10 protein-coding genes are annotated in these 14,328 nt (G+C 52.5%); 1 reads left to right on the top strand and 9 read right to left on the bottom strand.

Features of this window, described 5'->3' with window-relative positions; all coding sequences use genetic code 11:
- Positions 1-19: 19 nt before the first annotated feature.
- Genes ORD17_RS06355 through ORD17_RS06325 form a run of 7 tightly spaced genes read right to left on the bottom strand, consistent with a single transcriptional unit; the run spans position 20 to position 11,355 of the window.
- A complete protein-coding gene (locus ORD17_RS06355) occupies positions 20-1,183 on the bottom strand; it encodes a PatB family C-S lyase (protein WP_308390012.1) in 1,164 nt (387 codons plus the stop codon).
- A 34-nt stretch (positions 1,184-1,217) separates the two neighbouring features.
- The gene (gene bcsZ / locus ORD17_RS06350) at positions 1,218-2,411 is read right to left on the bottom strand and encodes a cellulose synthase complex periplasmic endoglucanase BcsZ (RefSeq protein ID WP_308390011.1); all 1,194 of its coding nucleotides are present in this window, start codon (positions 2,409-2,411) and stop codon (positions 1,218-1,220) included.
- Complete coding sequence (locus ORD17_RS06345; protein ID WP_308390010.1) at positions 2,393-5,221, bottom strand: cellulose synthase subunit BcsC-related outer membrane protein; 2,829 nt, start codon at positions 5,219-5,221, stop codon at positions 2,393-2,395. The genes bcsZ and ORD17_RS06345 overlap by 19 nt, the downstream gene beginning before the upstream one ends.
- A complete protein-coding gene (locus ORD17_RS06340) occupies positions 5,211-7,259 on the bottom strand; it encodes a cellulose biosynthesis cyclic di-GMP-binding regulatory protein BcsB (RefSeq protein ID WP_308390009.1) in 2,049 nt (682 codons plus the stop codon). The genes ORD17_RS06345 and ORD17_RS06340 overlap by 11 nt, the downstream gene beginning before the upstream one ends.
- 53 nt (positions 7,260-7,312) lie before the next feature.
- A complete protein-coding gene (gene bcsA / locus ORD17_RS06335; protein WP_308390008.1) occupies positions 7,313-9,619 on the bottom strand; it encodes a UDP-forming cellulose synthase catalytic subunit in 2,307 nt (768 codons plus the stop codon).
- Positions 9,620-9,638: 19 nt separating this feature from the next.
- Positions 9,639-10,700 carry a GDP-mannose 4,6-dehydratase gene (locus ORD17_RS06330; protein ID WP_308390068.1) on the bottom strand — a complete coding sequence of 354 codons (1,062 nt, stop codon included), beginning with the start codon at positions 10,698-10,700 and terminating at the stop codon, positions 9,639-9,641.
- A complete protein-coding gene (locus ORD17_RS06325; protein ID WP_308390007.1) occupies positions 10,612-11,355 on the bottom strand; it encodes an NAD-dependent epimerase/dehydratase family protein in 744 nt (247 codons plus the stop codon). Before ORD17_RS06325 ends, ORD17_RS06330 begins: the two co-directional genes overlap by 89 nt.
- 84 nt (positions 11,356-11,439) lie before the next feature.
- Here ORD17_RS06325 and ORD17_RS06320 point away from each other — a divergent pair, with 84 nt between their 5' ends.
- On the top strand, positions 11,440-12,657 hold the full coding sequence (locus tag ORD17_RS06320) for an ISL3 family transposase (protein ID WP_014003049.1): 1,218 nt from the start codon (positions 11,440-11,442) through the stop codon (positions 12,655-12,657).
- Here ORD17_RS06320 and ORD17_RS06315 read toward each other — a convergent pair.
- Positions 12,641-13,060 (bottom strand): GDP-mannose 4,6-dehydratase, encoded by a 420-nt coding sequence (locus ORD17_RS06315; RefSeq protein ID WP_308390006.1) that lies wholly within the window; start codon positions 13,058-13,060, stop codon positions 12,641-12,643. The genes ORD17_RS06320 and ORD17_RS06315 overlap by 17 nt on opposite strands.
- Before the next feature lie 313 nt (positions 13,061-13,373).
- The gene (locus tag ORD17_RS06310) at positions 13,374-14,300 is read right to left on the bottom strand and encodes an NAD-dependent epimerase/dehydratase family protein (RefSeq protein WP_308390005.1); all 927 of its coding nucleotides are present in this window, start codon (positions 14,298-14,300) and stop codon (positions 13,374-13,376) included.
- Positions 14,301-14,328 lie beyond the last annotated feature (28 nt).

Genomic DNA, 14,328 nt, shown 5'->3' with positions numbered 1-14,328 from the left:
ATCCAGGCTCAGCGCCTCCTCAGGCCTGCGCAGCCGCCCTGCGCAGCAGGTCGAGGCCATGTGCCAAGAACTTTCGCGGCGTGCCAAAGTTGAGACGAACGAAACCAGACCCGCCCTCGCCAAAGGAAGGGCCCCAGTTGAGGCCCAGGCCGGCAGCGAGAATTCTCGCCTCGATTTCTTCGTCGCTCAGCCGCCAGGCGCGGAGGTCGAGCCAGGCCAAATAGCCAAAATCCGGCTTGCGAAAGCCAACCTCCGGTAGGTACTGCTGCAGATACGACGCCAAGAACTGGGCATTCTCGCCAAGGTAGCTCTGCAGTGCCCGCAACCACGGACCACCCTCCTGCCAGGCCGCACGCAGGGCGGTTTTGGCAAAGGTGTGGGTGCCAAGGATCCCGCTACGCCGTAGTTCTTCCACGAGCTGGGCTTTGGCTTCGACACCCCGGAGCCATGCTACCGCCCCCCCCAGTCCCGCGACATTGAAGCTCTTACTGGCCGAAGCGAGGACGATGGCGCTGGGATCCAGTTTTCCCATGGGGGTGTGCGCCTGCTCGGGAAAACTGAGATCCGCATGAATTTCGTCACTGACAATCCGTACCCCATGGGGTCGACAGAGAGAAACCAACTGCTGTAACTCCTGTGTTGTCCACACCCGACCTACTGGATTGTGCGGAGAACAAAGGAGCAACATCTTCGCCTGCGCTACTTGTGCCGCCAAGGACGCAAAGTCCATTTCGTAGCGAAGGCCCGCATCCATGCGCAATGGCACGGAAATCAGACGCCTTCCCTGCCCGGTTACGGCGGCAAAAAATGGCGGATAGACCGGGGGCATGACGATGATCCCATCCCCTGGCTGGGAAAAGGCACGAACCGCGGCATTCAGCGCTGGCACTACCCCCTGGACCAAGATGACCTCTTCTGTCGTGACCGTCCAGGAATGGCGTTGGTGCCACCACTCGGCCGCCGCTTCGTGCACCATCTCGTCGTGATCCGGGTATCCCAACACTGGCTCTGCCAAGCGCTGTTCCAGAGCGTGCAAAATATTGGGCGCAGCCGGGAAATCCATGTCGGCCACCCACATCGGAAATACCGGCCTGCCGAATTTCCGTCGCGCTCCCGCCCACTTCACGCTATCCGTATGCCAGCGATCGTTAACCGTATCAAAATCGAATTGCGTTTCACGCATGAGGGTTTCCTGAGCAAATCGGGCGGCCGGATGCCTATTTCTCCGACCAATAGGGATGAACATTTCCCTTTGGCCCTAGACGGTAGGCGTGATCGTACCACCCCAAAGCAAACAGGGCCAAATTTTGGTTGTAATAATGTATCGGGGGATGTCCATAAACACCGGTCTGTGGATCTTTCTCTTCCGCCAAACGCTGGAGCTGAGCAGCAATAGCTTTGTCCATTTGGTAGCGGGCCAAAAAGGGAATCACAGCGGCAGAAAAGCCGCTCGGTCCAACACCATCGGCTTTTCCCGAAAACACATCTACGCGTACCGGCGGAAAATCGTGAGACTGCAAATAGAGAGCCATTCCCCAAAGCGAATCAACTATCGCCTTCGCTCCCTCAGTATCCGGGTCGGTGATCCCCGCCCACAAATAAACCCGGATTGCATTATAACTACCATCAACGCCTTGCGGCGCAGGAAAGAATCCTCGATTTGCATTATAGGCGATCCAGTCCGGAGAAAATCCATTTGGCGCAGTCTTTTGCAGAACGTATGGGAGCTTTTTCAGCATTTCGGACCACGGCCCATCGGGCAAATGTTGAGCTAGAGCAGCGAGCAGAAAGGGAGGTAAATAGCTCGGATTAATAACCAGCGTCGAACCAAAGCGAAAATATTTTTCTCCCGGTATCAGCATGGGGCCAACACCTGCCATTGGCAGCACTTCTCGGGCGGCAATGTTCCGTGCCAACGACTCGCCAAGGCGAGTGTAGTTTGGCCGGTTCCACAAGCGACCGGCCTCTATCAGATCATAGGCAATCCACAAATCGGAATCTGCCGCATGGTTTTCACTCAAAAGTCCCCACTGCCCTTCCTGGTTCTTACCCCAGCGCCACGCAGGCAGATTCTCTGCCAAGTTACCATGCGCAAGATTGTTCTCGGTCCAGGCCAACACACGCGCGAAAACTTTTGGCTCGTTCGCCACCAAAGCAAAAAACAGCGCGTAAGACTGCCCTTCCGAAGTAGTAACGCCCCCTTCATACCAGTCGATTACGCGACCACTCTGAGAATCAATAAAGAATTTTTGGTAATCTGCCCAGAACTTCTGCCACGCGCTCACGGTATCAGCCTGAGCCGACGACAGGAATGCAGCCAGCAGAAATATGCCAACCAGAATTTTTCCGGCACTTTTCCTTAAACGTAAGAATCCATAACATATTGATATTCTCATGGATATTGCCGCCACATATTCCCCACAAGCCCAGCGAAAGATAGAGTTTTTGGCATCACACCTGAAAATACGTAGCGAACTGCGAGACCAACGTTACTCTGAGAAAATGCGGGACTAGCCTGATAAATCACACTACCATCAAGATACCAATTTTTCGCAAGCTCTTGCGTAACGCGCAGCTCAAGGCTTCCGGATAGATTACGGGTATCTGCAGCGGCAAACTCGCCGATGCTCTGCCCAACAGCCGCCTGGGAGATAACTGCAGCAGCAGTTTTTCCCAGGAATGGTGCGGCATTGGTATGTGCCCATTGATAACCGACCGCAGCAGCAAGGCTTAACGATCCATTACTCCACCAATGGCTCACAGCGGCACTCAATTGTGGCTGCATCAACCATTTAGGACTATAATAGTTCCCATAACCTGGGGTAGAAAAATTTTCGTTGTGCGCATATCCCTCAGAATATAATGCCGGACCAATGGCAGACCACCAGGAATCATCCACAAAAATTGGCTTCATCGCTGAAAGATAGCTATCCCAGCCATAATTGTTACGAATATTCTCGCCGGTAACCGCATTGATATGAAAGCTTGCAAGATAATTCCAAGACATTGTCTTCTGTCCGGACCAATAGCCAGCGAATCCGACCTGATTACGCATAGCTGCACCCCACTGGTAAGGTATCTGAATGGCGTCATTTTTCATTCCAGAGATTGTCAGAATACCACTTGTGCCGTGATAAGAAGTCCAGGTTTGACGAACGGCATCACGCGTCGCATTCACCTCCCAGTAGGAGTCCTTTGCCCCTATGTTGTGCCGGTATTCCAGGATGGCCTGCGGCGAGCCTCCGTCAATATTGCTGGGTGAGGTCCAGCCAACCCCAATACGCCACAGATAACGTGGCATTCGGTCATCCACACCAAGCAGTATACTGGGAGCAAGCCAGCCAGATAATGAACCAGATGGCTGAACGCGGAGCTGTGCAGCACCTAACGGCGTGGTTGACTCTAGTGATTGTATATTAGACTGCAACCAGGAGGCATGCAAACGAGCGAATGCTGCATAATGCCAATTCAATCCCCACTGTCCAATGAGGCCAGGAGCGAGATCTTCTAGCTGACTGCTATTTGCCGGCGCGCCACCGCGATGCATCCATCCTACTCCCAACAACAAAAAACTGGCTCGCGTTAATGGCTCCGTCACTTGCCCCTTTCCATTCATCGTCCAAGGTATCAGATTTATGTCAGGAACATTCTTTGCCATTTCGGACATCGGTAGAAAACCTGGCAGACTGCCCTGCACCCGCTTTGCTAGAGCATATGCCGAGCCTAATGACTTGTCATTGTAACTGGCCAAAGCCACTCCCGCCGCATCACCTGAACTACGAGGATCGTTCAAGTAAAGAGAACGGAACAGTTCGTCCGCTCGCGCATACTCATGCTGATGAACAAGAGACCAAGCCTTAATACGCTGCATCCCCACCGGCAAAGCCCGCGTTTTTGGCCACTCGCGCAAATAGTATAGTACCCGCTCATAGTCTTTGTGTTGAAACGCACTGGCAGCGAGTTGTTGTAAATACCACTCGTAGATAGCTTGTCTCTGCGGCGAATCCGGTTTAAGGTGAGCCAGGGCCTGCGCCACATCAGTAGTAGCGCCATCCGCCATGGCCAAATTCCCTGCAGTCTGCCAATCTTCTTCCTTGCCGGACCAGCGCGCCGCCAACAACCACCAGTGCAAAGAAGCTTGATTTTGCTTTACAGCGCCAAGAATGGCCGCCACCAATTTCGCATCATCGGGACGCCTAGCCCGTTCTATCGCGGAAAGCTTCGGCTGCAGTATTCGCCAGGCCCGCAAGTTCTGCCCTTGAATATGCCAGCGGGAGGCTAATCCCAGAAGATATCTCAGATGCCACTGTTCCAGCTGCATCGCCGCGCCTGGATATTTTACCAACGCTTCTTTATAAAGAATATTTATTATAAATTCCGGAAGAACATCACTAGCGTCCTCCAGAATCCGTTGTGTCTGCCCAAGGCTTTTACTTGTTAGTATCTGCGTATGGTAGTATCGGCTAGCGGCGAGCGGATTGCCAGTCAGCGCCTGCGCGTGCGCAAGTAGCAATGCATTTTCCGGGTATTTTTCAGTCGAAAAAACAGCCGGATAGCTCTGCGCGAGCTTTATAATTGCGGCCCAGTTTCCTTTTCCTGCCAGGCCCGGGACATCGTCTGCGGCTTGATTGGCCGCTAGCACCCTCATAATCGCCGATGGCGAATGATAGCCTGGAATTTGCCTCTCCGCAGCTTTTATCTTCGCTCGCATCTCACTGGCGGACAGACCTTGCTGCAGATCGTTCCACAGAAGGCGGTCCATCAAGGCTCCTTGCATGCGGATCTTTACTTTACGCTCCTGCTGAGCCTCCGCACCCTTGTCATAGCGCGAAATAAAGTCCTCCAACTCCTGTTTCGCATGTTCCAAGGTTCCATTCTTTATCTCCTGCCATACCCGCACCTCCGATATCACAAATTCCATTTCGGCACTAGGATGCCAGCCATGAAATCTTTTTTCGGTTGCGCGTATATCGGCCATTGCCGAGATGATATCTTTTCGATTTATTTCTTGCCAAATATCTTTCACAGCAGCATCTAGCTCGGGCGATCCAGCTCCCTGTTCACCATTAATCTGCTCGACAACGTTAGTGGATTCATTTTGATTCACGACTGCGGCTAGTGCTGGCTGGCTCAGGTTCCAGAGGATCACAAGGACCAGCATATTCATCGAGACTCGCACTTCCTTTTCTCCGCAGTGGCGACACCACCAGTTACCGCTCATATAGCTCCTCCATACGCCAGTGCCGACGCTTTCTTCTAATGATGATCCAGCCAGCAAACGTGCCTCCAGATACGAGCAGAAGCACGATCAATATCCACCAATATGGTTCCACAGAAAAAAGGTAAACATAATACCAGTAGCTATATTTTTGGCCAAAAATCTCTTGCTTTCCAAACAGAGTCGAATGATATTTTCCTGCGTTATCTAGCCAAGAGAAATTTCCTTCCAAAGTATCCCATTCGCTCGGCTTGACCAGCCGCCACGCAGCTTCGGAAAAATCCTGATCCTTACGTACCGCAAAGACTACTCGCCAAGTATGTTTACGCAAGTCATTTGGACTCTCCATCAAAAAAGCCAAGGGTCTTTCCCCATCCATCCCGCTCCACGCGCCATTGGAGGTAGTGAGCTGCCAGCGCATGCCATTTTTTGTCAACTGCACCGGAGCATTTATAAAGACATTTTTTGAAAGGGTGGACATCGTTCCCAGGATGATCTCGTTGCTGTCGCTCTGCGTATCACCGATTAGCGCGGACGCCCCAGGAATACTGCTTCTGGATGCTTGGGCCAAACGCGCAAACAAGCTCAGACCCGCGCTCAACTCCTGCGCGGATGGATCGAGATAGGTCATCGCCAGTTTTTCTGTACCCGTGCGTATCAAAGGATAGCCAGTACGGGCAAATAACTGTAGGTCAGGCAGCATTGCGTAGTCATGCGTCTTGGGAAGATGCAAGGTCGAACCAGCCAGAAGTTTTACGGTACCACCGGTAACCTCTAGCGTGATGCGGTTGTTACCCGCCTCGAGAGTTGAGAACGGAACTTCCGTCACATAATGGCCAGCACCAAGGCCCAAACGCCACCGCGATATCCAGTTGCCATTGGCGCGGATCGTTACCAAAGGTCGCTTCTCGTCCACCTTCGCGGGTACTACATCGAGATTCAGTTTCATCGTCATCTTTGCCTGACGGTTGGCAAACTGACCTCCGGGCATCCAAAAAGAAAAATGAACCAGTTGGCCAGCAGGGGTCGCTGCCTCCCTTCCAGTTAGCAAGTTACGTCCGTCAATGGGGATTTCCATACCTGGCCGCAAGACGGATGCCAACTGAGTTCCCGAATTTGGTCCACTGGCTACAGAAGTTTGTACTGGTACCTGCCACACGGTCCCTGCTGGCACGGCCTCGGGATTGTTGGCAAAGGCCATTGCCGCCTGCAGCAGTTCCGCAGGCGTCTGCCCGGTAACAATCAACTGCACTCCCGTGCCACTGTCCTTAAGTCGCTGTAGGATCAATTCGGGCCGTGTAGATTTGCCGACATCGAAGTTACCAGCGGCAAGATCCTTTTCTGTTCCAACGACAACGGAAATTGGCAACGTGCCCAGCCCTTCACCGCCTGTCGCCTTCGTCTTGTCCGCCCCCGACTCAGCTTCTACTAACAATGGTGTATCAGTCCGCAGGGCAAGACCAGCAACAATCTGCTGCGCTGCGGATAATAGCGTTGGAGACATTCGGCCGACCAGCTGCACGCGCAAGAGTTGCGCGTCATTTTGGCTACTCTGGCGAAGAATGTTGCCTATATCCGCAAAGCCGACCTGTCGCCAGGGGAGATACTCGACGCTGTAGCTGAGAGTCGATCGATAGAGATCAACCTGCGTCCAGGTCGACGTATTTCTGGCAGAAGTCGCCTTGGTCATTAGGCGCAGTGATATCGTATGCTCCCCCCCAGCAATGGCCTGTTTACTCAAGCGAATGACCGCCTGCCCTTCTGGAAATTCTGGATTTTCGGTGACAGCGCCCACGTCACGTCCGTCCAGAGACACGACAAGCTCTGTGCCCGTTGCAGTTCCTGGACCCACGAAATAGAACAGATGGAGCAAGGTTTGCGCAGCGCTTTGATGCGCAGGGATCACCCAGGGGATCTCCAAATTTTGCTCTTGCGCCGAGATGTGAATGAATTTCGGACCATGCAACAGATCAGCAAGTGACTCGCCAACTGTAGGGCCCGCACCTTCCGCTGCGCTTGACCAGAGCAAGACCGCCAGCACCAAGCACCTCAGCAGAACAGCGAATGCCCCCTGGGCTCCAGATAGTGGGCCACTCATAGTCGCAAACGTCCGACCAACTTGGGCATACGCTGAGCCAATGTGACGGTGACAACGGAAGGCCACACAAGAAGACTGGAGAAATTAAAGACATTTCTATCCCGGAGAAACTTGAGCCAGAATCCGATGCCGGCAACAGTTTTCGCCAGAAAATAGGCGTAGGAATAGGCGAATCCCACCCGTTTTTTGCGCTGCTCAGAATAGCTGGATACCCGCTCACTACTGGAATACAACATCCCGACCACCTCTTGTTTTTGGGTGGCACTCTGATACTGAAACTCCAGACCAACATCCGAGCCACGGCCTACCACCATGGAAACGGGTAGTACACTGGTAGAGCAATCCTGCTCTCCTTCTCCAACCAGTCGAATCCCGACGATATTCGACCGCATTTGATCGAGGCTGGCAGGCCACTGCGCATGCCGGAAACCAATGCCGCCCATAGACAGGTCGGAGATGGGCACTCGGATGATCGCTCCAGACTTGAGAGATATTTCACCGATGATTTGGCCGGCACTTGGATTCAAATTTACGCGATAATTTCCCCGCACTTGCCGCTTCTCCAGCATTACGACAATTGTCGCGGTAATGATCATGAAATTCAGAATTTCCCAGATCATCGTAAATACCAGCTGAGGGCGCTCGGCCGGGTACCCTAACCACCGCCAAGTACCGACCCCCAGGGAAAGGATTATGATAAAAAAGAACAGCAACTGCACCCGTATTGCTGCGGACACAAACTCCGTTTCGAGATGCTCCCCTTTTGGGGTTACATTAAAGGGTCGCTTTCCCGGTCGCAACAAGGTGCTAAACAGCATGACCGACGCCAGAGGCGTTTGTACCATTTCATACACATCCGACGTCAATGGCCAACGAACTTTGCCATAAATAAAGTCCGAGTAAATCCAAGTCGCAAGAAAATATGGCGCACCATATATTAGGTATTGACCAATAGTCGCATTATAAACCATAACTCCAAAGAGCAAAAACATTGATGGCGCGAGGATATTGATAATCCTTGCATAGGGGAAAAACCAGTACGAGAAGCTGGTCAGATAGGATATTTTCTGCGCCAAACTCAGCCCGCTGACAAAAAATGGGTTTTTCATTTGCAGGATCTGTATGGCACCCTGGGCCCAACGTACGCGCTGGCTAATAAAGCTGGTAACCGTTTCCGGCTGCAAACCAAGCACTTGCGATCGGTTCACAAAAACGCTGCGGTACCCACGCGAGTGCAACTTCATGGCAGTCTCTACGTCCTCGGTAAGAGTATCCGTCTGTATTCCGCCAATCTCCAGCAGCATTTGCCGTCTTATAACTGCTGCTGAACCAACGAAAAAGCTGGCCCCCCATCCATCTAGGCCTGACTGAATGTATTGTTGGAACAGGTCCACCTCGGGCGGAGAATCCTGATAAATGTCCAGGTTTTTTTCCACCGGATCGGGATTTATGAAGCTGTGGGGCGTTTGCACCATAGCACATAGAGGATCATCCAAGAAAAACCCAACGGTATTTTTCAGGAAATCTCGCGTGGGAACGTGGTCCGCATCAAGAATAACCAGAAGCTCTCCTTCCAACGATGGAAGCGCGGCATTGATGTTTCCCGCCTTGGCATGCACATTGTGAATACGGGTATGATATGACACCCCGAGCATTCCGCAGAGCTTCAGCAAGCTGGCGCGCCGGCCCTGCGCAACCGCGCTTGTTTTCGGGTTTTCGCAGCGGTCATCCGTACCCCCGTCATCCAATAGGTGCACACGCAACTTTTCCGCGGGATAGGATACATTCAGAGCGCCCAACAATGTCACTTCGAGCACTTCTTCCGGCTCATTGTAAGAGGGCACCAAAATATCTACCAAAGGCCATCTATCTTGATCTTTGGGAAGCGGCTTTGGCAAGCGATTACGAGGCGCGAAATTCACGAAGAATCCCAAAATAGCATATGTGGCGGCGTAAAATTCTGAGAGAAATAACAGCCATCCAAAAATGAGACTCGCCGGACCATATCCACCAATTGTAAACTCTACTCTCCACACCAAAAATCGAAATATCAAGTATACCGCCACCAATATATTCAATACTCTAAGAACATCAACAATATTTTCTGATAATGGAACCCTTTTAATAACGAAAAGGCCAACCATCATAATCGATAACAGCGTGACGCTCATATAGATTTGGGCATCGTTCTGCACTGGGACGACAGCGAGCCCAACCAGCATGAGCAGCGCGAAGGCAAAGGCAACCGCTGGAAGCACCAATCCAAACCACTGGACAAGAGACCGCCAACGCATCCTATTCATTAAAAACATCCTCGCTTTGTCATGCAACCTTTTGCAGCTCCTGCCAGTGGTCCCGGTACCATTTCACCGTTCTCTCCAAGCCGTCATCCAGGGCGGTCTTTGGCTGCCAACCCAACAACTGGAACGCTTTTTCAATATTCAGGTATTTAATGGCTGGCCGATCCCTTTTTTCACCTGAAAATATTGGCGCACGTTCACTACCGTCGTAGCGCATTGAAATCATTCTTGCCACATCTGCTATTGATATCGCCACACCGCTACCAAAGTTGAATGGTTCACCGCGACATGCCGGCATTGCCTCGGCGGTTCGCAAATACGCCTCCGCCATATCGCCTACATACAGGAAGTCCAGACGCGAGCTTCCATCATCGCGCGCACCGAAGTGGTACGCTTCGCCTTTCAATAGGTTGCGCATTGCTCGTGGGACCAAGCGAGTGAAATTGATATCTCCAGGGCCATAAGTATTCATGAAGCGACATACCGCGACGGACAAGCCGAAGGCGGCAGCGTAACTACGGGCCACCGCGTCCGCAGCGACTTTAGACGAGGCATAAATATTCGCTGCGGTAAGAGGAGGATCCGACTCCCGAAGCGCGCAGTCGGTAGTAGTTGCTCCGTAGTAAGCGCCACTCGAGGCGATGACCATGCGCTCAACACACGCACTCTGGCGCATCGCCTCCAGCAAAATGAAAGTGCCTATCGCGTTGCTCTGCAGAGTTGCCATAGGTAGCGTGTTGCTGATGGGTACGATCGGCTGTGCTGCCAAATGGAAAACCGTGTTGATCTCAAAGCGCTCCAACATTAAACGAACCAGACTGTCGTCTGTGATGTCACCAGGAATCATTTGAACCTGACGATCGATTCCCTGGAGGCGGAAATAGGAAAACTCGTGCACGACCTTATCAAGCACGTAGACCTGCGCACCACGCGCTAAGAGCTGTTCACACAGATGCGCCCCCCCAAATCCCGCGCCTCCCGTAACCAGGCACTTTCTACCCTGCCAAACGTTTTGCACTGGCGACCTCCGCCTTGATGCCGATAAAATACTCTCGATAGAATCGAATTGTCTCCAGCAGCGCATCCGTAAATGATTCCCCAGGCTGAAACCCAGTATCATTTACCAGTTTTTCTCCGTTGAGATGTTGTTTACTAATCGCATGGACAGTAGAGGCATTCGCACTGACACGCACGGCAATACCATTGCGCAAGATTTTTTCTGCCCTGCCAGCATCATAATCACGCTCAACGTTCGCGCTCAACTCTACGATGGTACGTAGCATGGTGGGGGTGCTTAGATACGTGCCGCCAGCCAAATTATAGACTTCTCCACGACAGACACTCCCGTGCGCAAGCAATATGATGGCATTCACCAAATCGTCAACATAGAGATAATCTCGGTGATGCTCAATTGCGTCAAAATAGAGCTCTGGAGCTACAGGATCTGGCGCACCAAATATATTTTTCATCGCTCTTGGCAGCAGGCGATACCCACTGTTGAAATCATATGGACCAAATATATTGCACATACGCAAGGTAACTGTCGGCAACCCGAATGCCTCATGATACGTACGCGAAAATACGTCTGCCGCGAGCTTTGCGGAATCGTACACTCCGATCCCCCGCAAAGGCGTGAGATGTTCAAAATAGGAATCCCCTTCCATCTCGCCATAGACCTTGTCAGTAGAGGATAAAAATATCATGCTGGGCCGGTGTTGCGTAATACGACAGGCTTCCAATACATTGATCCAGGCTCCTCGACACATTGAGTGGGTAAGGCGGTATGATTGCTTTATGGGAAGGGCAGCGAGCTGAGGATAAGGATGGACCAAGGTAATCAACTGTTCACTCTGGCGTTGGGGTTGGTTCCGCCGTGGATGGTGGACGATGTGCGGTTCACGGTGGAGGAAAAGCGCCTGGACCTGCATGTGAACTTCCCAAGGGGTAGTCAGTTTCCCTGTCCGGTCTGCGGCCAGGACTGCCCGGTCTATGACACCCAGGAGAAGGTCTGGCGTCACCTCGACTTCTTCCAGCATGCGGCTTATCTCCATGCCCGCGTACCACGGGTCCATTGCCCGGAACACGGCGTGCATTTGGTATCCGTCCCTTGGGCGCGGGAAGGCTCGGGATTCACGCTGCTCTTTGAGGCTCTAGTCATGGCCATGGTCCGGGAGATGCCCGTGTTGACGGTCTCCCGCCTAGTGCGGGAGACGGACCAGCGACTCTGGCGGGTGCTCGATCATTACGTCGCCAAGGCCCGCGAGGCCGCGGACATGTCAGAGGTCCATTCCGTCGGTATCGATGAGACGAGCAGCCGGCGCGGCCATGATTACATCACCCTGTTTGTGGACCTCGTGGCGAAGCGCCTGCTGTTTGCCACACCCGGCAAGGATGCCGAGACTTTTGCGCAGTTCGCCGAAGATCTGCAGGCCCATGGCGGCAGCGCCGAGGCCATTACGGAGGTCAGCATGGACCTCTCGCCAGCCTTCCAAAAAGGGGCCGCAGAACACCTGCCCAACGCCCAGGTCACCTTCGATCGCTTTCACCTCATGAAGCTCGTCAATGAGGCCGTAGATGCCGTACGCAAGGGGGAAGCCCTCTCCCAACCAGACCTGAAAAAGAGCCGCTGGCTTTGGCTCAAGAACCCGGGAAAGCTCTCCGCCAAGCAAAGCGCCAGGCTCCGGGAGATCCTCAAGAACCAGAACCTCAAGACAGCACAGGCTTATCAGCTTCGCCTGACCTTCCAAGAAATCTTCACCGTCCAGAATCGCCACCAGGGCGCCACCCTGCTCAAGGCCTGGGTGGAAAACGTCAAGGACAGCGGATTACCGCCAATGGTCAAGGTCGCCTACACCGTCATGAATCACTGGGATGGTGTGCTCCGCTGGTTCGAGAGCCAGATCACCAACGGGATTCTGGAAGGCTTCAATAGCCTCCTCCAGTCCGCCAAGGCAAAAGCCCGTGGCTACCGTACCCACAAGAACTTTATCAACATGGCCTACCTGATCCTCGGTAAACTGGATCTCAGGCTACCCACATGAAACATCGAAGAACCTTGATCCAACCCATGGTATTGGCCATTATCGTGTCGTATGGCGCGTTGAGAGCTTTTTCAATGACCGAGGCATAAGCAGCAAAATGAAATATATAATGAAACCTTCCCTCATCTATGATATCCAGCATCATTTTCTTGTCGGTAACATCTGCCTCTATAATACGGACTTTTTCTCGGATCCCCTGTCGAGGGCAATTGACCATGGAGGGGCGATCGGGCGAAGTGTCGATGTCTAGAAGCGCGAGTTCAGCACCACAATTCAGGAGATGGCGAGCAACGTGACCACCCACGAACCCGAAACCGCCAGTGACCAGAACCCTCTTGGCGTGGAAGTGTTCGGTTATCTGGCGGGCGGTGGAGGTGTTATAGCGATTGATATCTTTTAGCATGTCTAGTCCCCAGAGTCTTGGGTTGTACTCCCTTCTTGTCTTTCCCAACATTGGAGAAACAAAGAAGAACTTGCCTGTTAGGAGCAGGATCTATGCCAAAACATAACTCACTATTTTTTCTTGTATATTAGAGTTCTCTTTTAGTTAATGATGTAATGATTTTCTTACACTCAACTCGCAGATTCTGCAGATTTCCAAAAGAAACAATCCGTTATGGTTTGTTATCAGAACGTGACGGCGCACCAGAAGGAGGAAATAGAAACTCTTGACACCAAAAAGTCTATAGACTTGTCTTCATTGTCCACAGGGCAGATTATAGTGCCGCCAACGTAAATTTCTCGAGCAACTGCTGCAAGCCCGCGGCCAACGGGGTGCTCGGTGGACCCAACACCGATCGCATCATGGAAATATCAGCACAGGAATGACGGATGTCTCCGGGGATAGCTGGAACCCAGGAGATATCGCCTTGACCATGTAACTTCAGCAACATCTCGCCCAACCCAAGGATACTCACAGCCTCGCCAGAGCCGATATTGATAACACCGTTGGAGGTAGAAAACAAAGCCGCAACGTTGGCACGGGCCACATCGAATACATGTACGAAATCTCGTTCCTGCAAGCCGTCTCCGCGAATAGTCAATGGTCGACCGGATCGCATCTGCTCGAGAAATCGAGAAATCACGCCACTGTAGGGTGAGTGAGGATCTTGTCGGGGACCGTAGACATTGAAGTAGCGCAAACCCAAATGGGAGAGGCCGTACATTTTATGGTAGAGCGCTGCGTAGAGCTCATTGGTGTATTTTTCCAGGCCATAGGGTGAAATGGGCGAAGCGAGATCCGCTTCCCGAGCAGGAAGGCTCTGCGGATCTCCATATACCGCTGCAGAGGACGCATAAACTACCCGCACCGCACGTTTCCGCGCCAACTCCAAAACAATGACGAAGTTCTGGATATTTTCCGCACAGGAGCGTACGGGGTTTTCGATGCTTTTCTGTACCGAAACTTGCGCTGCCAGGTGTAAAACCGCGTCGACATCAGCGAAGGCTGGCTCCCATAGTTCCTCTTCGGCGATATCTCCGACCAAGATTTCCAGCCGCGGATGTTCCGACGGGAGATTTTCCCAGCGACCGGTGGAAAAATTATCCAGAACCCTTACCGAATAGCCCTCGGCAAGCAAGCGATCGACGCTATGCGACCCAATGAACCCCGCGCCGCCAATAACCAAAATACATTTACGCATCCACTCCACCTCCCTCGTATTGTTTATG

Source organism: Acidithiobacillus sp. AMEEHan (assembly GCF_030996345.1).
GTDB lineage: Bacteria > Pseudomonadota > Gammaproteobacteria > Acidithiobacillales > Acidithiobacillaceae > Igneacidithiobacillus.
Note: the sequence above shows the minus strand (reverse complement) of the source record. Positions and strands in the feature narration are given on the sequence as shown.